Origin of the sequence: Tepidimonas charontis (assembly GCF_007556685.1) — a bacterium.
Taxonomy (GTDB): domain Bacteria; phylum Pseudomonadota; class Gammaproteobacteria; order Burkholderiales; family Burkholderiaceae_C; genus Tepidimonas; species Tepidimonas charontis.
The window spans coordinates 26,048-50,609 of record NZ_VJON01000013.1 but is presented as its reverse complement, the minus strand read 5'-3'; the positions used below and the strand labels follow the sequence as shown (position 1 = coordinate 50,609).

Sequence of the window (24,562 nt, the reverse complement as noted above, 5' to 3'; positions counted from 1 at the left end):
CACCGAATCGGGTAGCGGGTCAGCGCACGGCGTACGCTGCCGCGCCCACCACCACCAGCGCCACGATGGCCCAGCCGACGCGGTCGATATGCCGCCGCAGTTGTGCCTCCATCCGCGCGCCGCCCCAGCGCAACAGGGCCGCCACCAGGAAGAAGCGCGCCCCACGTCCGACCAGCGAGGCCAGCGTGAACGGTAGCACCGCCATCGACAGCGCGCCGGCCGCGATGGTGAATACCTTGTAGGGTATGGGCGAGAAGCCGGCCACGAACACCGCCCACACGCCCCACTGGCCGAACCAGGCCACCGCCTGTTGGTACGCGGCCGCGTAGCGACTGGCCAGCAGCCATGGCTCGATGGCGGTGAAGGCAAGCGCCCCGATGCCGTAGCCGATCAGGCCGCCCAGCACCGAGGTCCACGTCGTCAGCCAAGCCAGCCGCCAGGCTGCCTGCGGCTGCGCCAGCACCATCGGCGCCAGCATGACGTCGGGCGGCACCGGAAAAAACGACGACTCGGCGACGCTGATCGCGGCCAGGTAGCGCGGCGCGTGCCGGTGCCGTGCCCAGCCCAGCGCGCGGTCGTATAGCTGCCGAAACATTGATGCCATAAAACGCTCACCAACAAGAGGCCATTCCTGCGCGCCTTCACGCGTGGCCGTGAAAAACCAGCCCCGCGTGCTCGCGCATCGCGTGGAAGCGGATCTTGGGCCAGTTGCTCTCCACCGCCCGCAGCGTGGCAGCGTGATCGAGCAAGATGGCCGGCGCCTCCACCGCATCCCAGGCCATGCGGTGGACGTTGGCGTCGATGAAGCGCTTGAGTTCCGCCTCGCCGCCGTTTTCCGGCGGGCAGGTCACCCAGCGCACCACGTGGTAGGGGCTGGCGCCGATACGCGCCTTGACGCCGTACTCCGTCTCCAGCCGGTGCTGCACCACCTCGAACTGCAGCTGCCCCACCGCGCCCAGCAGCAGAACCGACCCTGCCATCGGCCGAAACACCTGGATCGCGCCTTCCTCGCCCAGTTGCTGCAGCCCCGCCTTGAGCTGCTTGGTGCGCAGCGGGTCGGCCACCTCCACGCTGCGGATGATCTCTGGGGCGAAAAAGGGCAAGCCCGTGAACTGCAGGGTTTCGCCCTCGGTGAGCGTGTCGCCCAACTGCAGCAAGCCATGGTTGGGAATGCCGATGATGTCGCCTGCGTAGGCCTCCTCCAGCAGTTCGCGCCGTTGCGACAGGAACGACACCACGGTGTTGGGCTTGAACTCCTTGCTCGTGCGTGTGATGCGCAGCTTCATGCCGCGCTCGAAGCGCCCGCTGGCCACCCGCACGAAGGCGATGCGGTCGCGGTGTGCCGGGTCCATGTTGGCCTGAATCTTGAACACCACGCCACTGAATTTGGGCTCGGTCGGCGCCACCTCGCGCTGCAGCGCCGGTTTGGGCCCAGGCGGCGGCGCCAGCTCCACCAACGCGTCCAGCACCTCCTTGACGCCGAAGTTGTTGATCGCCGAGCCGAAGAACATCGGCGTCTGCGTGCCGGCCAGAAACGCCGCGTGCTCGAACGGCGGGGTGGCGCCTTCCACCAGCTCCAGCTCCTCCTGCGCCTGTTGCCACTCGGCGCCGAAGCGCTGCGCGATGGCGGGATTGTCCCGGCCGGCCAGGATCTCCTCGTCGCCGCCGCGACGGTCCTCACCCGCCGTGAAGACGCGCATTTGATCGGCGCGCCGGTCCCACACGCCGTGGAAGCGCTTGCCCATGCCCACTGGCCAGGTGAACGGCACCACCGTCATGCCCAGCTCGCGTTCGATCTCATCGAGCAGGTCCAGCGGCGCCTTGACCTCGCGGTCCATCTTGTTGATGAAGGTCAGGATCGGCGTGTTGCGCGCGCGGCAGACCTGCAGCAGCCGCCGCGTCTGCGGCTCCACGCCGTTGCCAGCATCGATCACCATCAGCGCTGCGTCCACCGCGGTGAGCACACGGTAGGTATCTTCGGAAAAATCCTGGTGGCCGGGGGTGTCGAGCAGATTGATCACGCAGTCGCGGTACTCCATCTGCATCACCGAACTGGCCACCGAGATGCCACGCTGCTTCTCGATCTCCATCCAGTCGCTGGTGGCATAGCGCGCGGCCTTGCGCGCCTTCACACTGCCGGCGATGTGGATGGCCCCGGAAAACAACAGCAGCTTTTCGGTCAGCGTGGTCTTGCCCGCGTCGGGGTGCGAGATGATGGCAAACGTGCGCCGGCGGCGCACCTCAGCGGCGATATCGGACATGGGGCGCGATTATCCGGCAACCCATCCGGGCCGCGGCTAGCGGCGCGACGATCCATCGGGGACAATCCACGGCATGAACCGTTCGACGCGAGCATCCCGTGCTGGACCCGCTGGCCGCCCGCACGGTCGTGACACCGCACCGGCAGGGGCCAAGGGGCTGGAGCTGGCCGCGCGGCTGTTGCAGCAAAGCCTGCACTTCCGCCAGCCGCCCGACGCCTTGCTGGCGCAAGCCCTGCGTGGGCCGCAGCGGCTGGGCGTGCGCGGGCGCGCCGCCGTCGGCGATGCGCTGTTTGCCGCCCTGCGCGATTTGCCGCGCTGGCACCACCTGCGCGCGCGCGTGCGCGGCGATGCACCGACGCCGCTGGACGTGCAGCGCCTGCGTGAGGACATCGACGCCTGTGGCGACATCGTGGCCTTGGCCTGGCCCGACGACGCCGTGCCGGTGTGGGGCAGCGACGATGCACCGCAAGCTCAGCGCGCGCTGGCCCTGCGCGCCGCGGCTGCCGCGCTGGCCGCAGCACCGCTGCCCGACGGCGTGCGCTTCGGGCTGCCCGATTGGCTGTATCAACGTCTGCGCGCCGTGGTGGGGGAGGCGCTGCCTGCGTTGGCCGATGCCCTGCGTGCCCCGGCGCCGCTGGACCTGCGCGTCAACGCCCTGCGTGCCAAGCGCGAGGCCGTGCTGTCCGAATGGTGCGCGGCTGGTTTGCCGGCCGTCGCCACCCCCTACGCGCCCTGGGGCATACGGCTGCCAGCGCGCACGCCGCTGCAGACGCAGCCCGCGTGGGTCTGGGGACATGTGGAGGTGCAAGACGAGGGCTCACAGCTCATCGCGGCCCTGGTGGGCGCGCGCCGCGGCGAGACGGTGGTGGACTTTTGCGCCGGCGCGGGCGGCAAAACCCTGGCGCTGGGCGCCGAAATGCGCAACACCGGACGACTGTATGCCTTCGATACGGTGGCCGCGCGCCTGCAACGGCTGCAAGAGCGCGTGCAGCGCGCCGGCCTGACCCACGTCCACCCGATGGCCTTGAGCGATGAGAGCGACCCCCGCCTGCAGCGCCTGGCCGGCAAAATCGACCGGGTGCTGGTGGACGCCCCGTGCAGCGGTTTGGGAACCCTGCGGCGCCACCCGGAACTGAAGTGGCGCCACGATCCGAGCACCATCGCGCAAGCGGCCGCCCTGCAGCAGCGCATCTTGCAAGCGGCGGCGCGCCTGGTGCGCCCCGGCGGACGGCTCGTGTACGCCACCTGCAGCTTGTTGCCCGAAGAAAACGAGGCCGTGGCGCAGGCGTTCACCGAGTCCACCCGCGGCCGCTTCGAACCGCTGGATGCGTGCACCCTGCTCACACAGGCGCGCGTGACTGACGCACACAGTCTCACCGAGCAGGGTGCGCTGCGCCTGTGGCCGCACGTACACGGTACCGATGGCTTTTATGCGGTGGCTTGGCAGCGCCGTTGAACCACGCAGCGGTGCCATCGGTTGGAGGAGTCGGTCGGAATCGGTCGGCGCTGCCACGCGGCAGTGGTGTCTGCACCTTGGCGGCGCCCCGCATCGTCTGCTGCGCGTGGTCTGCACGTCCGCCAGACGTCGGTGGTGGCGCGAGGTCGGCGGTGGTGCGAGTGGCGGGACTCGAACCCGCACGGCTTGCGCCCCAGGATTTTAAGTCCTGTATGTCTACCGGTTCCATCACACTCGCAACGCAGCCGGCCATTCTAATAGGGCGGCGCGCGCGGGCGCTGCCGTCCGCTACCCCCAACGCGTACAATGCGGCTTTTTGCGACGGATCCCGACCATGAGCCACGACAACCCTCCGTTCGAGATCCACGTGCACGGCGACATTCCTTTGCGCGACGACGTGGACTACCACCACATTCAGGAGGCGCTGCGGCCGCTGTGGAGCTACGTCGGTGCCCGCTCGCTCATCGATGCGGCCGCCAGCGCTTACGAAGAAGAGCCCGGCATCCGCTTCGACCCCAAAGAGCATGTCCTGCACCTGTGCTGGACCATCGAAGGGGCCGACGATTTCCGCCTGGCCATCGAAGAGGCGTGCATGGGACTCAACGACATCGCCGCGGCGGGCGCGGCCATCGAAGTCTCGTTCTACGACCTGGAATTCGATGAAGAGGAAGCGCCGCCCGACGCGGAAGCGCGCGATGATTTTCTCATGTGCTTCGTCGGGCCGACGCCAGCGGCCATCATGCAGGTGCAGCGCGACCTACTGGTGCAGGACGTGGTGCAACTGATGGAGCGGCATTTCGACGCCTCCGAGTTGGGCGGCGTGGTGCAGGCCATCGATCAGCTGTTCGCCAGCCGCTTCGACGCGATGGTCAACTCGCTACAGCTGGGTAAACCACCTCGCAGTGGCAGCGGTGGCCACGGCGGGCCGCGCAAGCCCCGCCACTTGCACTGAAGAGCGGGCTCGTTGCCTCCTGAGCCGCCCCCGACCCCGCCCGGCGCGGGGTCGAGTGGCGGTCATCACGCCACGGTCAGCGCAATCCCCTTGAACTCGCCGCTGGCAATGCGCTGGCGCCACTCGGCCGGACCGCTTTCGTGCACGCTGGTGCCGGTGGCATCCACAGCCACCGTCACCGGCATGTCGCGCACCTCGAACTCGTAGATGGCCTCCATGCCAAGATCTTCGAAAGCCACCACACGCGCGGCCTTGATCGCTTTGGCGACCAGATACGCCGCGCCGCCCACGGCCATCAGGTAGGCGCTGCGGTTGTCGCGGATCGCCTCGATCGCCACCGGGCCCCGTTCGGACTTACCGATCATGGCGATCAGCCCGGTCTGCTCCAACATCATGCGGGTGAACTTGTCCATCCGCGTGGCCGTCGTCGGACCGGCTGGGCCGACCACTTCGTCGCGCACCGGGTCCACCGGACCGACGTAGTAGATGACGCGGTTGGTGAAGTCCACCGGCAGCTTCTCACCCTTGGCCAACAGGTCGGCGATGCGCTTGTGGGCGGCGTCGCGCCCGGTGAGCATCTTGCCGTTGAGCAACAGCTTCTCACCCACCCGCCACGTGGCCACTTCCTCCTTGGTCAAGGTGTCCAGGTTGACGCGCCGCGCATTTTTCGTATCCGGCGTCCAGGTCACGGCGGGCCAGTCTTCCAAGCGCGGTGGCTCCAGCCGGGCCGGCCCGCTGCCGTCCAGGTGAAAGTGCACGTGGCGCGTGGCCGCGCAGTTCGGGATCATCGCCACCGGCAGGCTGGCGGCGTGCGTCGGGTAGTCCAGAATCTTGACGTCCACCACCGTCGTCAAACCGCCCAGGCCCTGCGCGCCGATGCCCAGCGCGTTGACCTTTTCGTACAGTTCCAGCCGCAGCGCCTCCACGCTCGTGAGCGCAGCGCCGGCTGCTTTCTTGTCGATCAGCGTGTGGATGTCCACGGGCGCCATCAGCGCCTCTTTGGCCAGTAACATGGCTTTTTCGGGTGTGCCCCCGATGCCAATGCCCAAAATGCCGGGCGGACACCACCCGGCGCCCATCGTCGGCACGGTTTTGAGCACCCAATCGACGATAGAGTCCGACGGATTGAGCATCGCCAGCTTGGACTTGTTTTCCGAGCCGCCGCCCTTGGCCGCGCAGATGACCTCGATGCTGTCACCCGGCACGATTTCGTAGTGCACCACGGCCGGGGTGTTGTCGCGGGTATTGCGGCGCGCGCCGGCCGGGTCGGCCAGCACCGAGGCCCGCAGCGGGTTGTCGGGGTGGGTGTAAGCGCGTCGCACGCCCTCATTGACCATCTCCTGCACGCTCATCGTGGCGTCGGGCCAGGTCACGTTCATGCCCACTTTCAAAAACACCACGGCGATGCCGGTGTCCTGGCAGATCGGGCGGTGCCCCTCGGCGCTCAGGCGCGAGTTGGTCAGAATCTGCGCGATGGCATCCTTGGCCGCCGGGCTTTGTTCGCGCTCGTAGGCCTTGCCCAGCGCTTGGATGTAGTCCACCGGATGGTAGTAGCTGATGTACTGGAAGGCATCGGCGATGGACTGGATCAGATCTTCCTGGCGAATGGCGGTCATGGTCGGCTTTCCGTGTGGCGGGACGTCGGGCCCTCAGTGCGTGTCTGCCTTATCGTTTGCGGGGTGGTGAATCAGGCGCTCGGTCAGCGCGATGGCCAGCGCACTCAACAAAAAGATGCCGTGGATGACGGTTTGCCACAACAGCACCTTCTCGGTGTAGTTGGCCGCATTGATGAAGGTTTTGAGCAAGTGAATGGAGCTGATGCCGATGATGGCCGTGGCCAGCTTGACCTTGAGCACACCGGCGTTGACGTGGTTGAGCCACTCGGGCTGGTCCGGGTGGCCTTCCAGCCGCAGACGGCTGACGAAGGTCTCGTAGCCGCCGACGATGACCATGATGAGCAGGTTGCTGATCATCACCACATCGATCAGCGCCAACACCACCAGCATGATGATGGTCTCATTCAGGCCATCGAGCGGCTTGTCCGGCACGTAGCCGATGCTTGTCACCAGCTTGTCCAACGCGGCGGTGTTGCCAAACGCCGCTTCGATCAGATGCACCAGCTCGACCCAGAAGTGGTAGACATAGACCGCTTGCGCCACGATCAGCCCGATGTACAGTGGCAGCTGCAGCCAGCGGCTGGCAAAGATCAGTTTGGGCAGCGGAGCAATGGGTTTGTGGATGGTCGACATGGCAGGCAGCGATCAATCGGTGACGGACAGCCTGCGAATTGTAGAGTCGTCTCCCGTAAGACCCTTGTCAGACGTTGCCTGCACAGTGTTTGGCTGTCCTAGATCCGTTTATCGTTTATCTTGTCCTGAGGAGACCTGAACATGGCTGAACCGTCCGCTGCCATCGCGTCCATGCTGGTGGAAAACCGCGTTTTCGAACCCAACCCGGCGCTGGTGGCCCAGGCGCGTGTGTCCGGCATGCAGGCCTACCACGCCCTGTGTGCCGAGGCCGAGCAAGATTTCGAAGGGTTCTGGGCCCGCCGCGCGCGTGAGCTGCTGGTGTGGCACAAGCCCTTCACCCAGGTGCTGGACGAGTCGAACAAACCGTTCTACAAGTGGTTCGCCGACGGCGAGCTCAACGCCTCGTACAACTGTCTGGACCGGCACCTTGGCACCCCGGTCGAAAACAAGACCGCCATCATCTTCGAGGCCGACGACGGTGCCGTCACCCGCGTCACCTACAAAGAGCTGCTGGCGCGCGTGAGCCAGTTCGCCAATGCGCTGAAGTCGCTCGGCGTCAAAAAAGGCGACCGCGTCGTCATCTACATGCCGATGACGATCGAGGGCATCGTGGCCATGCAGGCGTGCGCGCGCATCGGCGCCACCCACAGCGTGGTGTTCGGCGGCTTTTCGGCTGGCGCCCTGAAGGACCGCATCCAGGATGCCGGGGCGGTGGTCGTCATCACCGCCAACTTCCAGATGCGCGGCGGCAAGGAGCTGCCGCTGAAGGCCATCGTCGATGAGGCCATCGGCCTGGGCGGCTGTGAGTCGGTGCGAAACGTGGTGGTGTTCCAGCGCACCGGCAGCGCCTGCAACATGGTGGCCGGGCGTGACGTCTGGATGCACGAGCTGCTGGCGGGGCAGTCCACCGAATGCGCGCCCGAAATGGTCGGTGCCGAGCATCCGCTGTTCATTCTGTACACCTCCGGCTCCACCGGCAAGCCCAAGGGCGTGCAGCACAGCACCGGCGGCTATCTGCTGTGGGCCAAGCAGACCATGCTGTGGACCTTCGACCTGAAGGACAGCGATGTCTTTTGGTGCACCGCCGACATCGGCTGGATCACCGGCCACACCTACGTGGCCTACGGGCCATTGGCGGCCGGCGCCACGCAAATCGTCTTCGAGGGCGTGCCCACCTACCCGAACGCCGGGCGCTTCTGGCAGATGATCGAAAAGCACGGCTGTACCATCTTCTACACCGCGCCCACGGCCATTCGCTCGCTGATCAAAGCCTCCGACACCGACGAGCGGGTCCATCCGAAAAACTGGAATCTGTCGACGCTGCGTATCCTGGGCTCGGTGGGCGAGCCGATCAACCCCGAAGCCTGGATGTGGTACTACAAGCACGTCGGCGGTGAGCGCTGCCCGATCGTCGACACCTTCTGGCAGACCGAGACCGGCGGGCACATGATCACCCCGCTGCCCGGCGCCACGCCGCTGGTGCCCGGCTCCTGCACGCTGCCGCTGCCGGGCATCTTCGCCGCCATCGTGGACGAGCAGGGCAACGACATGCCCAATGGCCAGGGCGGGATCCTGGTCATCAAGAAGCCCTGGCCGTCGATGATCCGCACCATTTGGGGCGATCCGCAGCGCTTCAAGAAGAGCTACTTCCCCGAGGAGCTCAAGGGCTACTACCTGGCGGGTGACGGCGCGGTGCGCTCCGAAGATCGGGGCTACTTCCGTATCACCGGGCGCATCGACGATGTGCTCAACGTCTCCGGCCACCGCATGGGCACGATGGAGATCGAGTCGGCCCTGGTGGCCAAGACCGATCTGGTGGCCGAAGCCGCCGTGGTGGGGCGGCCGGACGAGCTCACCGGCGAGGCTATCGTCGCCTTCGTGGTGCTCAAGCGTCCGCTGCCGCAGGGCGACGAGGCTAAGGCGATTGCCAACGAGCTGCGCAACTGGGTGGCCAAGGAAATCGGCCCCATCGCCAAGCCGAAAGAAATCCGCTTTGGCGAAAACCTGCCCAAGACGCGCTCGGGCAAGATCATGCGCCGCCTGCTGCGCGCCATCGCCAAGGGCGAGGCCATCACGCAGGATATCTCGACGCTGGAAAACCCACACATCCTCGAGCAGCTTGCCCGCAACAACTAACGAGCGCCGCGACCCGGCCCTGGAGCCCACCCGTGCGCGGGCTCCGTTGTGCCGAGCGCACCCACCGAGTCAGGGGGCGCTCCTGGCTCAGCGCCCACACGGCCCGTTGCTGCGCAGCACTCGGCCTGCGAGGCGCAAAAAAACCACGCCGACAGGCGTGGTTTTTGTGTTGAGCCGGCGTGGCCTTACTTCAGGCTCAGCACCCACGCCGCCAGCTTGTTCGCCTCTGCGTCGCTGACCTGCGGGTTGGCCGGCATCGGAACGGCGCCCCACACGCCCGAGCTGCCCTTTTGAATCTTGGTGGCCAGCATGTCGGCCGCCTTGGCATCACCGGCGTACTTCTTGGCGATATCCTTGTACGCCGGGCCGACGAGCTTTTTGTCCACCGCATGGCAGGCCGTGCAATTTTTCGCCTTGGCCAAGGCTTCGTCGGCCAACGCGGGGCCGCTGACGACAGCCAGCGCCGCCATGGTGAGAAGAACGCGTTTCATCGTGTGAGCCTCCTGGTAAATGAGAGAAAACGACGCATCGTCGAGCGGGATTATAAAAGACCGTCGATTGCGGGCACAATGGTCGCTTACAGCTTGTTGCAATCGATACAGACAGGTGCGTGCGGCGAGACCGCGCGACACGTGGGGTGAGCGTCCCGGATGCGAGGGCGTCTGCGCGTCCGCTGGCCGCGTGCCCTGTCGCTGCGCAGGAGGCGTGAAGATGGCCTTTTTGCTGGTGGGCGTGGTTCTGCTGGCCCTCAAATGGGGCGGCGTCGAGCCGGTCGCGGGGCTGGATTGGGGCTGGGTGGCGGCGCCATTCGGCGCGGCCGTGCTTTGGTGGTGGTGGGCGGACTGGTCGGGCTACACCCAACGCAAGGCGATGGAGAAAGAGGCGGCCCGCAAGGCCAAACGCGAGGCCAAGGCGCGGCGTGCGTTGCGGCTGCCGCCCTCTCGGGTTTGAAGTAAGGCCGCCAGCCATCGCCCCCCAGCCGGCGCGGCTGGGTGACAGCGGGGCGTCGTGTTTCCATCACGCGGCCGTGGCGGCGGATGTCGTTGCTGGCACAATCGTGCGCGTGCGTACCCCATAGCGGGGTGCGCCGCCCGAACGCGGCGCGTGTGCCGTCCCGCGCGCCGACTGGCAGCGGCGGGTGTCCCATCTGTGCGCCCCTCGCCGTGCATCGTCTTCCCGCGTTTCTTTGGTCGATCTGCTGCTCATCATGCCTACCTATCGTTCCCGCACTACCACCCAGGGCCGCAACATGGCCGGCGCGCGCGCGCTCTGGCGCGCCACCGGCATGAAAGACGGCGATTTCGACAAGCCCATCATCGCCGTGGCTAACTCGTTTACCCAGTTCGTGCCGGGCCATGTGCACTTGAAGGATCTGGGGCAACTCGTGGCGCGCGAGATCGAGGCCGCCGGCGGCGTGGCCAAGGAGTTCAACACCATCGCGGTGGATGATGGCATCGCCATGGGGCACGACGGCATGCTGTACTCGCTGCCCAGCCGCGAGCTCATCGCCGACAGCGTCGAGTACATGGTCAATGCCCACTGCGCCGATGCGCTGGTGTGCATTTCCAACTGCGACAAGATCACGCCAGGCATGTTGATGGCCGCGATGCGCCTCAACATCCCGGTCGTGTTCGTCTCCGGCGGGCCGATGGAGGCGGGCAAGGTGCGGCTGGCGGTGCCGGGTGAGCAGGCGGTACAGATCAAGAAGCTCGATCTGGTGGACGCCATGGTGATGGCGGCCGACCCCACGGTCGACGATGCCACCGTGGCCGAAGTCGAGCGCTCGGCCTGCCCAACCTGTGGGTCGTGCTCGGGTATGTTCACCGCCAACTCGATGAACTGCCTGACCGAAGCGCTCGGCCTGAGCCTGCCGGGCAACGGCACGTTGCTGGCCACGCATGCCGACCGCGAGCAGCTGTTCAAACGCGCCGGGCGCCTCATCGTCGAGCTGGCGCGGCGCTACTACGAGCAGGGTGACGATCGCGTGCTGCCCCGCGCCGTCGGCTTCAAAGCCTTCGAAAACGCGATGGCGCTGGACATCGCGATGGGTGGCTCCACCAACACCATCTTGCACCTGTTGGCCGTGGCCAAAGAGGCCGCAATTCCCTTCACGATGGCCGACATCGACCGCCTGTCGCGCCGCATCCCGCAGTTGTGCAAGGTGGCACCGAACACCAACCGATACCACATCGAGGACGTGCACCGTGCCGGCGGCATCATGGGCATTTTGGGTGAGCTCGACCGCGCCGGCTTGCTGCACACCGATGTGCCCACGGTACACAGCCCGACCCTGAAGGACGCGCTGGACGCCTGGGACATCATGCGCCAGCCCTCCGAGGCGGTGCAGACCTTCTACCGCGCCGGCCCGGCGGGCATTCCCACCCAGACGCCCTTCAGCCAGGCCACGCGCTGGCCGTCACTGGACACCGACCGTCGCGCGGGTTGTATCCGCAGCGTCGAGCACGCCTACTCGCGTGACGGCGGCCTGGCGGTGCTCACCGGCAACCTGGCGCCCAACGGCTGCGTGGTCAAAACGGCCGGGGTCGATGAAAGCATTTTGGTGTTCGAAGGCCCGGCACACGTGGTCGAATCGCAGGAGGAAGCGGTGGCGCACATCCTGGGCGACCGGGTGCAGCCAGGCGAGGTGGTGGTGGTGCGCTACGAGGGGCCGCGTGGCGGCCCCGGTATGCAGGAAATGCTGTATCCGACGTCCTACCTGAAATCCAAGGGGCTGGGCAAGGTCTGTGCGCTGCTCACCGATGGGCGCTTCTCCGGCGGCACCTCGGGCCTGTCGATCGGACATGTTTCGCCCGAGGCCGCAGCGGGTGGTCCGATCGGCCTGGTGCGCGATGGCGACCGCATCCGCATCGACATTCCGAACCGGCGCATCGAGCTGCTGGTGGGCGAAGCCGAATTGGCGCGCCGCCGCGCCGAACAAGACGCGCGCGGCTGGCAGCCGGCGGCGCCGCGCCCACGCCAGGTGTCGTCGGCATTGAAGGCCTATGCGCTGCTGGCCACCTCCGCCGATCAGGGCGCGGTGCGTGATTTGGGGTCGCTTGGGTCCCGGCAAGGCGGTGCGTGAGGGCGGCACCTCAATCGACGATGGCGGTGCGCCGGTTGCGCAGCCGCCACGCTGTTTGCAACGCCGGCACCAACACCAAGATCTCTTCGCGCGACAGATAGGGAAAATGCTCGCGCAACACGAGGGGGACGTGGTGGACCAAGGCTTGCCCGCCAATGCCCTGCTGCGGGTCCAAAAACGGCGCGGCCAACGTATAAGCACGTTCGAAAATGGCGCGGATGCCCAGATGTTGACGGCGCTCGACGAACTCGTTCACGGTGGCCTCTTGATGGGTCGGGGTTGAAATGATGACAATGATGTGTATTGTCCGTGAAGGTGCTGTGGTCTGGCAAGCCCGGCTCATGGAGGGGGCGCCATGCTGATGCACCCGGGTTTCGACCCCGTGGCGCTGCGCGTCGGGCCACTGGCCGTGCATTGGTACGGCTTGATGTATCTGGTTGGGTTCGCGTTGTTTTGGTGGCTCGGACAGCGTCGCTTGCGTCACGAGCCCTACCGGAGGCTGGGCTGGCAGCCGCGTGACGTCGAGGACATGCTCTTTTGGGGCGTGCTGGGCGTGATCGTGGGCGGCCGCTTGGGCTACGTGCTGTTCTACCAACCCCTGACCTACCTGGGGCAACCCTGGCGCGTGTTGGCCGTCTGGGAAGGCGGCATGAGCTTTCACGGCGGCCTGTTGGGGGTGCTGGTGGCCATGTGGCTGTGGGCACGGCGCCAACGGCGCCCGTGGTTGCAGGTGATGGATTTCGTGGCCCCATGCGTGCCGGCGGGGCTGGCCGCCGGGCGCATCGGCAACTTCATCAACGGCGAGCTGTGGGGCCGCGTGGCCGACCCCTCGTTGCCGTGGGCGATGGTGTTTCCCGCCGCTGGGCCGCTGCCACGTCATCCATCGCAGTTGTACCAGGCGCTGCTGGAGGGGCTGACGTTGTTCGTGCTGCTGTGGCTGTTTGCGCGTCGGCCGCGCCGCATCGGGGAGGTGTCGGCGGCTTTCCTGGTTGGCTACGGGGTGTTTCGCTTCGTGGCGGAGTTTTTCCGCGAGCCGGATGCGCACTTGGGGCTGCTGGCGCTGAATCTGAGCATGGGCCAATGGCTGAGCATGCCACTGATCGTCGCTGGCCTGGCGCTGTGGGGCTGGGCGTGGCGGCAGACGTCGAACCGCCCCCAGGAGTGAGACCATGACCGACACCGCTTCGACCGCCAATCTGTACGACGCACTGCGCGCGGCCTTCCCCGCAGCGCTGGACGCCTGGGCCATCGAGACCGACACTGGCTTCGTCTATACCTGGCGCGACCTCGATCGCGGCAGTGCGATGCTCGCCAACGAGCTGATCGGCCGTGGGCTCGTGCCCGGCGCACGGTTGGTGGCGCAGGTGGACAAGTCGGTGGAAGCCTTGATGCTGTACCTGGCCGCGCTGCGCGCCGGGCTGGTGTACGTGCCGCTCAATACCGCCTACCAACCCGCCGAGGTCGCCTATTTCATCGATAACGCCGAGCCGGCGGCCGTGGTCTGCACGCCCGATCGCTTCGGCTGGGTGAGCAAGCTGGCCTTTCGCGCCGGTGCGCAGGCGGTGTACACGCTTGGCCCCGACCGGCAGGGAACCCTGCTGGAGCGCGCCGCCCACCGAGCGGATACCCAGACCCCCGTGCCCGTGGGGCGAGATGCGTTGGCCTCCATCATTTACACCAGCGGCACCACCGGCCGCAGCAAAGGCGCGATGCTGACGCACGGCAACCTGCTGGCCAACGCGCAGACGCTGCGGACCTACTGGGGCTGGCAGCCCCAGGACGTCTTGATCCACGTGCTGCCGATCTTTCACGTACATGGGCTGTTCGTGGCAGTGCATGGGGCCTTGCTCAACGGCAGCCCCATGCTGTGGGCGGCCAAATTCGATCCCCGCCTCGTGCTTGACTGGCTGCCGCGCGCCACCGTCTTCATGGGCGTGCCGACGCTCTACACCCGGCTGTTGAGCGAATCCGACCTCACCCCCGAGCGCTGCGCGCACATGCGCCTGTTCATCTCGGGGTCGGCGCCGCTGCTCATCGAGACCTTTCGCGCCTGGCAGCAGCGCACGGGACACACCATCTTGGAGCGCTACGGCATGAGCGAGACGATCATGCTCACCTCCAACCCGTATGGGCCGGACGATCGCTTTGGCGGCCAAAGCGAGCGGCGCGGCGGCACCGTGGGGTTCCCGCTGCCGGGGGTGGAGGTGCGCATTGCCGACGCCCAGGATCGCCCCCTGCCCACGGGCGAAGTCGGCGGCGTGCAGGTGCGCGGCCCCAGCGTCTTTCAAGGCTACTGGCGTATGCCGGAGAAAACGGCCGAGGACTTCACCGCCGACGGCTGGTTTCGCACTGGCGACGTCGGCTTCATCGACGCGCGCGGCTACCTGACCTTGGTCGGGCGCAGCAAAGACGTCCTGATCAGCGGCGGCTACAACGTCTATCCGGCCGAAGTCGAAGGGGCGATCAACGAACTCCCCGGCGTCGCGGAGAGCGCGGTCATCGGCGTGCCGCACCCCGAGTGGGGCGAAGTCGGCTTGGCGCTGGTGATTGCGCAGCCCGGCGCCACGCTCGACCCCGATGCGCTGTTGGCCGCCCTGCGCGGGCGGCTGGCCGGCTACAAAATCCCCAAGCGCTGTGTGCTGGTGGACGAGCTGCCACGCAATGCCATGGGCAAGGTGCAGAAAAACCTGCTGCGCGAGCGTTGGCGCGGCATGGATCTGTCCGCCGCCTGAGTCTGGGCCGCGGTGGCGGTCTGTGTCGCCGTCGCTGGGCCCCCGACGTTCCCCCGTCGCGCTCACTCCAGGGGCCGTTCAGTGCCCCCTATTCACCGCGCCCTGTATGCAGGCGACAGCCCCGGCTGCGGACGATGCGCGCGAAAGACACGCATCGTTTAGCGCAGCACCAACACCGGGACGTGGGCGTGCGTGAGCACCTGTTGCGTCTCGCTGCCCAGCAACAGGCGCTTGAGCCCGCGCCGTCCGTGCGAGGCCATCACGATCAGGTCGCATTTGTGGCGCTTGGCCGCCGCCACGATGGCCTCGGCGATCAGGTCGGACTTCACCGTCAACGGCTTGACCTTGACCTGACGCTGTTGGCCGAGTGTTTTGACGGCCTGTACGGTTTGCCGGGCTTCGTCCGCCCATTGCTGCTCGATACGCCGAACCTCATCGGTGCCCGGCGCGATGCCGCCTTCGTAAAAGGTTTGCGGGTAGCGTGGTACCACGCGCAGCGCCACCACCTCGGCGCCCGTGAGGTCGGCCAGGGCCAAGGCATGCTCGACGGCGCGCTCGGACAACGGCGAACCGTCGGTGGCCACCAGAATGCGCTGATACATCGATAATCCCTCCACGGATGGGTGCGGTGTGTGGCCAGTGCCCACGACGCGACCCGGCCCCGTCAGACCGTCAGACTATCACTCCACTGGCCGTGGCACTTGACCTAGGTCAAGCCTTCATCGGTTGGAATCGGTTACGGTTACACGATGGCCGAAAAATACGTGTCGTCCCCCGGTGTCAGCGCGGCTGAGTCAGCCCGGCGCGCGGACACCAACGACGTGGCCGCGCCGTGGGGCCCACACCGCGGTCCGCTGACGGTGGACGACGACTTCAGCGTGCTCGATGACCCGCTGGAGCAGCGCGACTTCACCCAGACGGTGGACGGACCCGCAGCGCCCGTGCAGGAGTCGGTGTTGATGGTGCAGGGAATGTACTGCGCCGCCTGTGCCGACGCGGTGGAGGCCGCGTTGGCCGCCCAGCCCGGCGTGCTGGAAGCACAGGTGCACGCCGCCACCCGGCGTCTGGTGTTGCGCTGGGACCCGGCGCGCGTTCGCCTGTCGGAGCTGGCGCGCGCGGTGGGGCGTGCCGGCTACCGTCTGCTGCCGATGCGCCACGCCCTGGCCGTCAGTGCCCGCGTGCAAGAAACCCGCCAAGCCCTGTGGCGCCTGTTCGTGGCCGGTTTTTGCATGATGCAGGTGATGATGTACACCTGGCCCGAGTATGTCACCACCCCGGGGCAAATCCCCCCCGACATCGTGCAATTGTTGCGTTGGGCCTCGTGGGTGCTGAGTCTGCCCGTGATGCTGTTTGCCAGCGGACCGTTTTTCACCAGTGCCTGGCGCGACCTGCGGCAGGGCCGCATCGGCATGGACGTGCCGGTGTCGATCGGCATTCTGGTTACCTTCGTCGTCAGCAGCCTGGCCACGTTCGAGCCCGGCGGACCATGGGGTTCGGATGTCTGGTTCGATTCGCTGACGATGTTCGTATTCTTCCTGCTGGGCGGCCGATACCTGGAGTTCCGGTTGCGCGACCGCACGGCGGGTGCCTTGGATGCCCTGATGAACCGCCTGCCCGAGCAGGTGCAACGCGAGCGCCCCGACGGTACGCTGGAGCGTGTCTCGCTCAAACGGCTGCAGATCGGCGATGTGGTGCGCATCGAAGCCGGGCAAGCCTTTCCGGGTGATGCCACCGTGCTTAGCGACGCCGCCACGGTGGATGAGGCCTTATTGACGGGTGAGTCGCACCCGGTGACGCGGCGCCAGGGCGACAGCGTGGTCGCCGGCAGCTACAACGTCGCTGGCACCGTGCGGGTGCGCATCGATCGGCTCGGGCGCGAGACGCGGTTCGGACAGATCGTGGCTTTGATGGAGCAGGCCAGCACCGAGCGTCCGCGCCTGGCGCGGCTGGCCGACCGCGTCGCCGCGCCGTTCTTGGGCTTGGTGCTGCTGGCCGCTGCGCTGTCGGCTTGGGGGTGGTGGTCGGTCGACCCACACCGCGCGGTGGCCACGGCGGTGGCGGTGCTCATCGTCACCTGCCCGTGCGCGCTGTCGCTGGCCACGCCGGCAGCCATGCTGGCAGCAGCCGGCGCCCTGGCGCAGCGCGGCGTGCTGACGCGCCGCTTGCAAGCCTTCGAGGCGTTGGCGGCGGTCGATACGGTGGTGTTCGACAAAACCGGCACGCTCACCCAAGACCGCGTGGTCGTCCACGAGGTGCACACCCGTCCCGGCTGGGATGCGGCACGCGCGCTGCAGGTGGCGGCGCGCATGGCGCAGGCCTCGCTGCACCCGGTGTCGCGCGCCATCGTGGCGCGAGCGGGGGCGGTGGAGGCCCCGTGGGTAGTGCAAGAGTCGCCTGGCCGCGGATTGACGGCGCGCGACCCGCAGGGCCAGACGTGGCGTCTGGGGTCGGCGGCGCACTGTGGACTGGATGAGCGCGCGTTGGCGGCGGCTGGCCGCAGCGTGCCGGATATGCCCTGCGCCTATCTGGCCGACGAAGCCGGTTGGGTGGCCACCTTCGTGCTCGACGAGGGCGTGCGTGCCGACGCCCGTGCCGCCGTGCAGCGTCTGCGCGCGCTCGGCGTGCAGGTGTGGCTGCTGTCGGGCGACCGACTGGGTGCGGCGCAGCGGGTGGCGCGCCCCTTGGGTATCGAGCACGTCATCGCCGGTGCCAGTCCCGAGGACAAGCTCGTGGCCGTGCAGCGCTGGCAGGCCGAGGGCCACCGCGTGGCGATGGTGGGCGACGGCATGAACGACGCGCCGGTGCTGGCGCGTGCCGACGTGTCGTTTGCGCTGGGCCACGGGGCGCCGCTGACGCAGACGCGCGCCGATTTCGTGGTGCAGAGCGCGCGCCTGTCCGACGTGGTGGCGGTGCTGGAGCACGCCCGCGCCACGCTGCGCGTGGTGCGCCAGAACCTGGCGTGGGCCGCGGGCTACAACGCCGTCTCGGTGCCGCTGGCCCTGCTGGGCTGGATGCCGCCGTGGGCCGCGGGGCTGGGCATGGCGGCCAGTTCGCTGCTCGTCATCGGCAATGCCATGCGCCTGTCGCGCCTGCCCGACGCTGCCGAAACCGCCTCGGCGCTGCCCGCGGTGTCGGCAGCGTCCACGCCGGTGCCCGAATCAACCGTCTGAACCGTGAGGTCGCTGCGATGGAAATCCTCTACTTGCTCATCCCGCTGTCCGTGGTGCTGGTGCTACTCATCATCGGCCTGTTTTGGTGGGCCTTGCAGTCGGGCCAGTTCGACAACATCGAGCGCGAGGGCGAACGCATCCTGCGGCAGGATTGATGTATGTCAAGGGCGTCGGGCGCCGCCTGTCGGATACTGTGACGGGGTGTTTTCACAACAGGAGTGTTCCCATGTCAGCAACCGCTACGGCCTCCACGGCGGGGGTCTACAACGACAAGGTCGTGCGGCAATTTGCCATCATGACCGTGGTCTGGGGCATCGTCGGCTTTCTGGTCGGCGTCATCATCGCGGCCCAGCTTGCCTGGCCGGAGCTCAACTTCGGCATCGAGTACCTGACCTACAGCCGCTTGCGGCCGCTGCACACCAGCGCGGTCATTTTCGCCTTTGGTGGCTCGGGGCTGTTTGCCACCGCCTATTACGTGGTGCAGCGTACCTGTCAGACGCAATTGTTTGCGCCGGCACTGGCCTCGTTCACGTTCTGGGGCTGGCAGGCCGTCATCGTGCTGGCGGCGATCACCTATCCGCTGGGCTACACCCAGGGCCGTGAATACGCCGAACTGATCTGGCCGATCGACATTCTGGTGGCCGTGGTGTGGGTGGCGTTCGCCATCGTGTTCTTCGGCACGGTGGGCACCCGCAAAGTGCGGCACATCTATGTGGCCAACTGGTTCTACGGCGCCTTCATCATCGCCGTGGCGATGCTGCACATCGTCAACAACATCCAGATCCCCACCAGTCTGACGCACTCCTACTCGGTCTATGCCGGGGTGCAAGACGCCATGGTGCAGTGGTGGTACGGGCACAACGCGGTGGGCTTTTTCCTCACCGCGGGCTTCCTGGGGATGATGTACTACTTCATCCCGAAGCAGGCCGAGCGCCCGGTGTACTCCTACCGGCTGTCCATCGTCCACTTCTGGGCCCTGATCTTTACCTACATGTGGGCTGGCCCGCACCACCTGCACTACACCGCGCTGCCTGACTGGGCGCAATCGCTGGGCATGGTGTTCTCGCTGATCCTGCTGGCGCCGTCGTGGGGCGGCATGATCAACGGCATCATGACGCTGTCGGGCGCCTGGCACAAGTTGCGTGACGACCCGATCCTGCGCTTCCTGATCGTCTCGCTGTCCTTCTACGGCATGTCCACGTTCGAAGGGCCGATGATGTCGATCAAGACCGTCAATGCGTTGAGCCACTACACCGACTGGACCATTGGCCATGTGCACTCCGGCGCGTTGGGCTGGGTGGGCCTGGTCACGATGGGTTCGCTGTACTACCTGATCCCGCGTCTGTTCGGTCAAACCAAGATGTACAGCATCAAGGCGATCGAGCTGCACTTTTGGATTTCGACCGTTGGCATCGTGCTCTACATTGCCGCGATGTGGATTGCCGGCGTGATGCAGGGTCTGATGTGGCGTGCGGTCAACCCCGACGGGTCGCTGACCTACACCTTCGTCGAATCGGTCAAAGCCACCTATCCGTTCTACGTGATTCGTCTGCTCGGTGGTCTGCTGTACCTGGGTGGTATGTTCGTCATGGCCTGGAATGTCTGGAAGACCGCCACCCAAGGCAAGGTCACGCCGGTGCCCATCCCCGCGCCCACGCACGCCTGAGCCTGAGGAGAACCCATCATGGCCCATACCGAACACAAGCCCAGCGGTCACGAGCGTATCGAGACCAACAACTTCCTGATGATCGTCCTCATCACCCTGGTGGTGGCGGTGGGCGGTCTGGTCGAGATCGTGCCGCTGTTCTTCCAGCACTCCACCACCAAGCCCATCGAGGGCGTCAAACCCTATCCGGCGCTGCAACTCGCCGGGCGCGATATTTACATCCGGGAAGGCTGCTACGTCTGTCACTCGCAGATGGTGCGTCCCTTCCACGCCGAGACGCTGCGCTACGGCCCATACTCGGTGGCGGGTGAGTTCGTCTATGACCACCCGTTCCAGTGGGGATCGAAGCGCACCGGGCCCGACCTGGCGCGCGTCGGTGGCCGCTACTCCGACGAGTGGCACCGCATCCACCTGATCAACCCGCGCGACCTGGTGCCGGAGTCGAACATGCCGGCGTATCCATGGCTGGAGCGGCGTGAGGTCGATGCCGACAGCCTGCCCGGCAAGATGCGTGCCCTGCGCAAGCTGGGGGTGCCGTACACCGACGAGGAAATCGCCAAGGCGGCCGAGGAGGTCAAGGGCAAGACCGAATTGGAGGCCTTGATCGCTTACCTGCAAGGCCTGGGTACCGCGCGCTCGTGGGACAAGTTGGCCCAGCAGGGCCAGACGGCCCAGCAGGGCGTCAGCGTTCAAACCCCGGCCTCGGCCGCCCAATAAAACCAGTGCGGAGGGGCTTGCACCATGGACATCAACGACCTGCGCGTCATCGTCACCGTCGTCAGCTTGGTGACCTTCGTCGGCATCTGGGTGTGGGCGTGGTCGCGCAAGAACAAAGCGCGCTTCGATGAGGCCGCCCGCCTGCCGTTCCAGAGTGATTGAACGCCCCACCGACCAGGAGCAACATCATGAGCGATTTCACCAGTGATTTCTGGCATGTTTATGTCGGCGGCATCACGCTGATCAGTATTCTGGCCTGCGCCTTCTTCCTGTGGGCCAGCGGCAAGACGCGCGTGATGCCGGCGGCCGACAACACCACCGGCCACGTCTGGGACGGCGACCTGCGCGAGATGAACAACCCGCTGCCGCGCTGGTGGGTGTACCTGTTCATCATCACCGTCGTGTTCGCGCTGGCCTACGGCGCGCTGTACCCAATGTTCGGCAAGATGGGCGGCGCCTTGAATTGGACCTCGCACGACCAGTGGGCGGCCGAGCGCGCCCGGGCGCTGGCCAAGGTTGAGCCGCTGTACGCCAAGTTCCAAGGCATGGATCCGAAGGATCTGGCCAAGGACGCCCAAGCGATGGCGGTGGGCGAGCGTCTGTACATGAATTACTGCGCCCAGTGCCACGGGTCGGATGCGCGCGGCAGCAAGGGGTTCCCGAACCTGACCGATGCCGACTGGTTGGGCGGTGATGGCTCGCCGGCCTACATTCACCAGAGCATTGCCCAAGGTCGCATGGGCGTGATGCCGCCGATGGCGGCTGCCGTAGGCAACGCGGAAGACGTGCGCAATCTGGCGCACTATGTACTGAGCTTGTCGGGCAGCCCGCACGACAGCGTGCGCGCCGCCCAGGGCGCGGCCAAATGGGGGGCCTGTGCCGCCTGCCACGGTGCCGACGGCAAGGGCATGCACGCCACCGGCGCGCCGAACCTCACCGATCAGGTCTGGTTGCATGGCTGGGGCGAGGAGGCCATCATCCGCGCCATCAATCAAGGTTTCAACAACGTGATGCCAGCGCAAAATGCGCTGCTCACCGAGCCCCAAATCCACGTCTTGACCAGCTACGTCTGGAAGCTGTCGAACGCAAATTGAGGCCACGGTCTCGAGGGCCCGGCGCTTGCCGGGCCCTTTTTTGACTTTTCTCAAATACTACCATGAGTACCCAAGCCACGTCGTCATCTTCTCCGCGCGTGCCGACCGACGAGGAAGTCGAGATTTCGCTGTACGCGGCGCGCAAAAAAATTTATCCGCGCGCAGTCAGCGGGGTGTTCGCGAAGTGGCGCTGGGTCTTCGTGTGGCTGACGCAGCTGGTGTTCTACGGGTTGCCGTGGCTGAGCTGGAACGGGCGCCAGGCGGTGCTGTTCGACCTGGAAGCGCGGCGCTTTTACCTGTTTGGTTTGGTGCTGTACCCGCAGGACTTCATCTACCTGACGGGTATTTTGGTCGTATCGGCGCTGTCACTGTTCTTGTTCACGGCGATTGCCGGCCGGTTGTGGTGCGGTTACGCCTGTCCGCAAACCGTCTATACCGAAATCTACCTCTGGTTCGAAAAGCTGTTCGAGGGTGACCGCTCCGCGCGCATGCGGCTCGACCAGTCTCCGTGGAACCTGAACAAGCTGTTGCGCAAAGGGGGTAAGCAACTCGTCTGGATACTGTTTGGTCTGTGGACGGGCTTCACCTTCGCTGGTTATTTCACGCCCATCCAGCAGCTGGGCCAGGCGGTACTGAGCTGGGATTTGGGTCCGTGGCAGACCTTCTGGATTTTCTTCTACGGATTTGCCACCTACGGCAACGCGGGCTACATGCGCGAGCAGGTGTGCAAATACATGTGTCCGTATGCGCGCTTTCAAAGCGCCATGTTCGACAAGGACACGATGATCGTGACCTACGATAGCCGGCGCGGCGAGCCGCGTGGTGCGCGTAAACGCTCGGCCGACCCGAAGGCGCTGGGCTTGGGCGACTGCATCGATTGCACGCTGTGCGTGCAGGTGTGTCCCACGGGTATCGATATCCGCAACGGCCTGCAGTATGAGTGCATTGGCTGCGGCGCCTGCGCCGACGTCTGCGACGAAGTGATGGACAAGATGGGTTATCCACGCGGGCTTGTCAAATACTCCACCCAGAATGGCATGGCCAACGGCTGGACGCGCGCGCAGATGATTCGACGCGCTTTCCGACCTCGTGTGTTGATTTACAGCGCGATTTTGCTGTCGATCGTAGCTGCCCTGGGCGTGAGTTTGTGGCTGCGAGTGCCGCTGAAGGTGGACGTGATTCGCGACCGCGGCGCGCTGGCGCGCATGGTCGAGATGGGGCGTATCGAAAACGTCTATCGCATTCAATTCATGAATGCGTCCGAGACCGAGCGTACCGTGCTGGTGGAGGTCGAGGGTTTGCCGGGTATCGAGGTCGCCTCGGAGCGCAGTGTGCACCTGCTGCCCACCGAGGTGCGCTCGGTGGCGGTGCGGGTGCAGGTGCCGCCCGGACAACCGTCGGGTTCCCATCCGATCGTCTTCGTCTTCCGCAGCACCGACGGCAGCATCGCGGTGCGCGAAAAAACCACCTTCCTGGTGCCACGCTGAGGCGAGGCTAGGGATAGTCCCGGGATGACGATATACCCACGAGGGCATACACTATGCAAACAATGACGACCCGTGCGCCCACGCCCGCGCCAGCGCGCCCCTGGTACCGCGAGCCCTACCTGTGGCTCGTGATCGGCGGTCCGTTGGTGGTCGTGATCGCCTCCATCGTTACCGTCACCATCGCGGTGCGCAACGCCGATACGGTATTGCCGCGCGAGGCAGCGCCGGCGCGCGTGGCAGCGCCGTTGGAGGGGTTGTCTGAGGCCGAGCGGTTGCAGGCCGAAAAGGCGGTGCTGCCGGCTGGCGTGGCGCGCAATCATGTGGTCTCGCCCACGCTACCCAAAGACGATACGCAGAAAGACTGAGTGGCCTGGGATGGGCCACACCGAACGACAGAGGAGCAAAGGACGATGTTGGCCCAACGCCTGATGTGGATCGCCTGGCCCGCTTTTTTGATGGCGGCAGTGTTGGAAATGGTGGTGTTCGCATTCGTCGATCCCGCCGAACTCCACTGGGCCGGCGAGCGGCTGGGCTGGTCGCGGCAGGCGGTCTACACGCTGGCGTTTTTCGTGTTCTGGGGGTTGACGATGGCTTCCAGCGCGCTGACCACGCTGCTGTCGATGTCACCGTGGGAGATCAACCGCTGTCCGGTGCCGCCCGATCAACGCCCCGCCGACTGCGTGCGCAACCAAGCGCCGTCCGTCACCGATGGTGGAGCGCGACCGGGTTGCGGCGGCTGCGCCTGAGCTGCGCTACAGTTGGGTGTCGGCCTGGTTGACGATGGCCTCCAGAGCCTGCGGCGCCAAGATGCGCACGTAGCGCTGCTTGACCTCGATGATGCCTTCGTCCTGAAAGCGCGAGAAGGTGCGGCTGACGGTCTCCAGCTTCATCCCCAGGTAGCTGCCGATTTCCTCGCGCGTCATGCGCAGGATCATCTCTGAGCGCGAAAAGCCGCGGGCGTGCAAGCGTTGCACCAGATTGAGCAGAAAAGCGGCGACGCGTTCTTCGGCGCGCATGCTGCCCAGCAACAGCATGACACCTTGGTCGCGCACGATTTCGCGGCTCATGATACGGTGCACGTGATGCTGCAGGGCGCTGAATTCGCGCGACAAAGTCTCCAGCTGGTCAAACGGCAGGATGCACACTTCGGCGTCTTCCAGTGCCACCGCCGAGCACGAGTGCTTGTCTTGCACGATGCCATCCAGGCCCAGAATTTCCCCAGCCATTTGAAAGCCCGTGACCTGGTCGCGCCCGTCAGCCGTCGTGACCGTGGTTTTGAAAAACCCGGAACGCACGGCGTACAGCGAGGTAAACGGGTCACCCGCCGAAAACAGCGTGGCGCCGCGGCGCACCCGACGCCGCGTGGCGATGAGGTGATCGAGACGCTGCATCTCGTCGGCGCTCAGCCCCACCGGCAGACACAGCTCGCGCAGATTGCAATTCGAGCAGGCCACCCGCACGGTGGCGGGGTCGAGCGCTGCGCCGGCAACGGGCTGAAGGGGATTTGCCATGCGTCGATCATAACAAGCCCGCGCGCGGGATGCGTCTCAGCGCCCACAG

Annotated in this window: 24 protein-coding genes and 1 tRNA gene; 16 read left to right on the top strand and 9 right to left on the bottom strand. The window is 66.2% G+C overall.

Annotated features, from left to right (window positions below; all coding sequences use genetic code 11):
• Positions 1–19: 19 nt before the first annotated feature.
• The gene (locus Tchar_RS05630) at positions 20–604 is read right to left on the bottom strand and encodes a YqaA family protein (RefSeq protein WP_144328096.1); all 585 of its coding nucleotides are present in this window, start codon (positions 602–604) and stop codon (positions 20–22) included.
• A 37-nt stretch (positions 605–641) separates the two neighbouring features.
• A complete protein-coding gene (locus Tchar_RS05625; protein ID WP_144328095.1) occupies positions 642–2,261 on the bottom strand; it encodes a peptide chain release factor 3 in 1,620 nt (539 codons plus the stop codon).
• Between the two features lie 73 nt (positions 2,262–2,334).
• On the opposite strand from Tchar_RS05625, the gene Tchar_RS05620 reads away from it, so the two are divergent.
• A complete protein-coding gene (locus Tchar_RS05620) occupies positions 2,335–3,717 on the top strand; it encodes an RsmB/NOP family class I SAM-dependent RNA methyltransferase (protein WP_144328094.1) in 1,383 nt (460 codons plus the stop codon).
• Between the two features lie 153 nt (positions 3,718–3,870).
• On the opposite strand, the gene Tchar_RS05615 is transcribed toward Tchar_RS05620, so the two are convergent.
• Positions 3,871–3,955: transfer RNA gene (locus Tchar_RS05615), tRNA-Leu, on the bottom strand.
• Between the two features lie 96 nt (positions 3,956–4,051).
• On the opposite strand from Tchar_RS05615, the gene Tchar_RS05610 reads away from it, so the two are divergent.
• Entirely contained in the window at positions 4,052–4,669 is a 618-nt protein-coding gene (locus tag Tchar_RS05610; RefSeq protein WP_144328093.1) for a DUF6806 family protein, read from the top strand.
• Between the two features lie 65 nt (positions 4,670–4,734).
• On the opposite strand, the gene Tchar_RS05605 is transcribed toward Tchar_RS05610, so the two are convergent.
• Positions 4,735–6,285, bottom strand: coding sequence for a fumarate hydratase (locus Tchar_RS05605; protein WP_144328092.1), 1,551 nt, complete (start codon positions 6,283–6,285; stop codon positions 4,735–4,737).
• Between the two features lie 33 nt (positions 6,286–6,318).
• Positions 6,319–6,918: a YqhA family protein gene (locus tag Tchar_RS05600; RefSeq protein WP_144328091.1), complete on the bottom strand. Its 600-nt coding sequence runs from the start codon at positions 6,916–6,918 to the stop codon at positions 6,319–6,321.
• 141 nt (positions 6,919–7,059) lie between these two features.
• On the opposite strand from Tchar_RS05600, the gene acs reads away from it, so the two are divergent.
• Positions 7,060–9,054: an acetate--CoA ligase gene (gene acs / locus Tchar_RS05595; RefSeq protein WP_144328090.1), complete on the top strand. Its 1,995-nt coding sequence runs from the start codon at positions 7,060–7,062 to the stop codon at positions 9,052–9,054.
• Between the two features lie 185 nt (positions 9,055–9,239).
• Here acs and Tchar_RS05590 read toward each other — a convergent pair whose 3' ends face one another.
• On the bottom strand, positions 9,240–9,545 hold the full coding sequence (locus tag Tchar_RS05590; protein ID WP_144328089.1) for a c-type cytochrome: 306 nt from the start codon (positions 9,543–9,545) through the stop codon (positions 9,240–9,242).
• Positions 9,546–9,765: 220 nt separating this feature from the next.
• Here Tchar_RS05590 and Tchar_RS05585 point away from each other — a divergent pair, with 220 nt between their 5' ends.
• Positions 9,766–10,005: a TIGR04438 family Trp-rich protein gene (locus Tchar_RS05585; protein WP_144328088.1), complete on the top strand. Its 240-nt coding sequence runs from the start codon at positions 9,766–9,768 to the stop codon at positions 10,003–10,005.
• 256 nt (positions 10,006–10,261) lie between these two features.
• Positions 10,262–12,136, top strand: a complete 1,875-nt coding sequence (gene ilvD, locus Tchar_RS05580) for a dihydroxy-acid dehydratase (protein ID WP_144328087.1) — start codon at positions 10,262–10,264, stop codon at positions 12,134–12,136.
• 10 nt (positions 12,137–12,146) lie between these two features.
• Here ilvD and Tchar_RS05575 read toward each other — a convergent pair whose 3' ends face one another.
• Positions 12,147–12,392: a hypothetical protein gene (locus Tchar_RS05575; protein ID WP_144328086.1), complete on the bottom strand. Its 246-nt coding sequence runs from the start codon at positions 12,390–12,392 to the stop codon at positions 12,147–12,149.
• A gap of 99 nt (positions 12,393–12,491) precedes the next feature.
• Between Tchar_RS05575 and lgt the strand changes: the two genes are divergently transcribed.
• Both lgt and Tchar_RS05565 read left to right on the top strand, forming a co-directional pair.
• Positions 12,492–13,301, top strand: a complete 810-nt coding sequence (gene lgt, locus Tchar_RS05570) for a prolipoprotein diacylglyceryl transferase (RefSeq protein WP_144328085.1) — start codon at positions 12,492–12,494, stop codon at positions 13,299–13,301.
• A gap of 4 nt (positions 13,302–13,305) precedes the next feature.
• The gene (locus Tchar_RS05565; RefSeq protein ID WP_144328084.1) at positions 13,306–14,868 is read left to right on the top strand and encodes a malonate--CoA ligase; all 1,563 of its coding nucleotides are present in this window, start codon (positions 13,306–13,308) and stop codon (positions 14,866–14,868) included.
• 158 nt (positions 14,869–15,026) lie between these two features.
• On the opposite strand, the gene Tchar_RS05560 is transcribed toward Tchar_RS05565, so the two are convergent.
• The gene (locus Tchar_RS05560; protein ID WP_144328083.1) at positions 15,027–15,470 is read right to left on the bottom strand and encodes a universal stress protein; all 444 of its coding nucleotides are present in this window, start codon (positions 15,468–15,470) and stop codon (positions 15,027–15,029) included.
• Positions 15,471–15,617: 147 nt separating this feature from the next.
• Here Tchar_RS05560 and Tchar_RS05555 point away from each other — a divergent pair, with 147 nt between their 5' ends.
• From Tchar_RS05555 to Tchar_RS05515, 9 genes are all read left to right on the top strand, one after another.
• Positions 15,618–18,038 carry a heavy metal translocating P-type ATPase gene (locus tag Tchar_RS05555; protein ID WP_144328082.1) on the top strand — a complete coding sequence of 807 codons (2,421 nt, stop codon included), beginning with the start codon at positions 15,618–15,620 and terminating at the stop codon, positions 18,036–18,038.
• 17 nt (positions 18,039–18,055) lie between these two features.
• A complete protein-coding gene (gene ccoS / locus Tchar_RS05550; protein WP_144328081.1) occupies positions 18,056–18,193 on the top strand; it encodes a cbb3-type cytochrome oxidase assembly protein CcoS in 138 nt (45 codons plus the stop codon).
• Positions 18,194–18,264: 71 nt separating this feature from the next.
• Positions 18,265–19,704, top strand: a complete 1,440-nt coding sequence (gene ccoN, locus Tchar_RS05545) for a cytochrome-c oxidase, cbb3-type subunit I (protein ID WP_144328080.1) — start codon at positions 18,265–18,267, stop codon at positions 19,702–19,704.
• Between the two features lie 18 nt (positions 19,705–19,722).
• Entirely contained in the window at positions 19,723–20,421 is a 699-nt protein-coding gene (gene ccoO, locus Tchar_RS05540) for a cytochrome-c oxidase, cbb3-type subunit II (protein ID WP_144328079.1), read from the top strand.
• A gap of 24 nt (positions 20,422–20,445) precedes the next feature.
• Positions 20,446–20,583 (top strand): cbb3-type cytochrome oxidase subunit 3, encoded by a 138-nt coding sequence (locus tag Tchar_RS05535; RefSeq protein ID WP_144328078.1) that lies wholly within the window; start codon positions 20,446–20,448, stop codon positions 20,581–20,583.
• Between the two features lie 26 nt (positions 20,584–20,609).
• Positions 20,610–21,515 (top strand): cytochrome-c oxidase, cbb3-type subunit III, encoded by a 906-nt coding sequence (ccoP, locus tag Tchar_RS05530; RefSeq protein WP_144328077.1) that lies wholly within the window; start codon positions 20,610–20,612, stop codon positions 21,513–21,515.
• A gap of 62 nt (positions 21,516–21,577) precedes the next feature.
• On the top strand, positions 21,578–23,002 hold the full coding sequence (ccoG, locus tag Tchar_RS05525) for a cytochrome c oxidase accessory protein CcoG (RefSeq protein ID WP_144328076.1): 1,425 nt from the start codon (positions 21,578–21,580) through the stop codon (positions 23,000–23,002).
• A 53-nt stretch (positions 23,003–23,055) separates the two neighbouring features.
• Positions 23,056–23,367, top strand: a complete 312-nt coding sequence (locus Tchar_RS05520; RefSeq protein WP_144328075.1) for a hypothetical protein — start codon at positions 23,056–23,058, stop codon at positions 23,365–23,367.
• 45 nt (positions 23,368–23,412) lie between these two features.
• Positions 23,413–23,748: a hypothetical protein gene (locus tag Tchar_RS05515; protein ID WP_144328074.1), complete on the top strand. Its 336-nt coding sequence runs from the start codon at positions 23,413–23,415 to the stop codon at positions 23,746–23,748.
• Between the two features lie 6 nt (positions 23,749–23,754).
• Here Tchar_RS05515 and fnr read toward each other — a convergent pair whose 3' ends face one another.
• Complete coding sequence (gene fnr, locus Tchar_RS05510) at positions 23,755–24,513, bottom strand: fumarate/nitrate reduction transcriptional regulator Fnr (RefSeq protein ID WP_144328073.1); 759 nt, start codon at positions 24,511–24,513, stop codon at positions 23,755–23,757.
• Between the last annotated feature and the right edge of the window lie 49 nt (positions 24,514–24,562).

Excerpts from the sequence above, each read along its gene's own strand:
- Tchar_RS05630 (WP_144328096.1), bottom strand. The coding sequence starts at position 604 with ATGGCATCAATGTTTCGGCAGCTATACGACCGCGCGCTGGGCTGGGCA.
- Tchar_RS05625 (WP_144328095.1), bottom strand. The coding sequence starts at position 2,261 with ATGTCCGATATCGCCGCTGAGGTGCGCCGCCGGCGCACGTTTGCCATC.
- Tchar_RS05620 (WP_144328094.1), top strand. The coding sequence starts at position 2,335 with ATGAACCGTTCGACGCGAGCATCCCGTGCTGGACCCGCTGGCCGCCCG.
- Tchar_RS05610 (WP_144328093.1), top strand. The coding sequence starts at position 4,052 with ATGAGCCACGACAACCCTCCGTTCGAGATCCACGTGCACGGCGACATT.
- Tchar_RS05605 (WP_144328092.1), bottom strand. The coding sequence starts at position 6,285 with ATGACCGCCATTCGCCAGGAAGATCTGATCCAGTCCATCGCCGATGCC.
- Tchar_RS05600 (WP_144328091.1), bottom strand. The coding sequence starts at position 6,918 with ATGTCGACCATCCACAAACCCATTGCTCCGCTGCCCAAACTGATCTTT.
- acs (WP_144328090.1), top strand. The coding sequence starts at position 7,060 with ATGGCTGAACCGTCCGCTGCCATCGCGTCCATGCTGGTGGAAAACCGC.
- Tchar_RS05590 (WP_144328089.1), bottom strand. The coding sequence starts at position 9,545 with ATGAAACGCGTTCTTCTCACCATGGCGGCGCTGGCTGTCGTCAGCGGC.
- Tchar_RS05585 (WP_144328088.1), top strand. The coding sequence starts at position 9,766 with ATGGCCTTTTTGCTGGTGGGCGTGGTTCTGCTGGCCCTCAAATGGGGC.
- ilvD (WP_144328087.1), top strand. The coding sequence starts at position 10,262 with ATGCCTACCTATCGTTCCCGCACTACCACCCAGGGCCGCAACATGGCC.
- lgt (WP_144328085.1), top strand. The coding sequence starts at position 12,492 with ATGCTGATGCACCCGGGTTTCGACCCCGTGGCGCTGCGCGTCGGGCCA.
- Tchar_RS05565 (WP_144328084.1), top strand. The coding sequence starts at position 13,306 with ATGACCGACACCGCTTCGACCGCCAATCTGTACGACGCACTGCGCGCG.
- Tchar_RS05560 (WP_144328083.1), bottom strand. The coding sequence starts at position 15,470 with ATGTATCAGCGCATTCTGGTGGCCACCGACGGTTCGCCGTTGTCCGAG.
- Tchar_RS05555 (WP_144328082.1), top strand. The coding sequence starts at position 15,618 with ATGGCCGAAAAATACGTGTCGTCCCCCGGTGTCAGCGCGGCTGAGTCA.
- ccoS (WP_144328081.1), top strand. The coding sequence starts at position 18,056 with ATGGAAATCCTCTACTTGCTCATCCCGCTGTCCGTGGTGCTGGTGCTA.
- ccoN (WP_144328080.1), top strand. The coding sequence starts at position 18,265 with ATGTCAGCAACCGCTACGGCCTCCACGGCGGGGGTCTACAACGACAAG.
- ccoO (WP_144328079.1), top strand. The coding sequence starts at position 19,723 with ATGGCCCATACCGAACACAAGCCCAGCGGTCACGAGCGTATCGAGACC.
- Tchar_RS05535 (WP_144328078.1), top strand. The coding sequence starts at position 20,446 with ATGGACATCAACGACCTGCGCGTCATCGTCACCGTCGTCAGCTTGGTG.
- ccoP (WP_144328077.1), top strand. The coding sequence starts at position 20,610 with ATGAGCGATTTCACCAGTGATTTCTGGCATGTTTATGTCGGCGGCATC.
- ccoG (WP_144328076.1), top strand. The coding sequence starts at position 21,578 with ATGAGTACCCAAGCCACGTCGTCATCTTCTCCGCGCGTGCCGACCGAC.
- Tchar_RS05520 (WP_144328075.1), top strand. The coding sequence starts at position 23,056 with ATGCAAACAATGACGACCCGTGCGCCCACGCCCGCGCCAGCGCGCCCC.
- Tchar_RS05515 (WP_144328074.1), top strand. The coding sequence starts at position 23,413 with ATGTTGGCCCAACGCCTGATGTGGATCGCCTGGCCCGCTTTTTTGATG.
- fnr (WP_144328073.1), bottom strand. The coding sequence starts at position 24,513 with ATGGCAAATCCCCTTCAGCCCGTTGCCGGCGCAGCGCTCGACCCCGCC.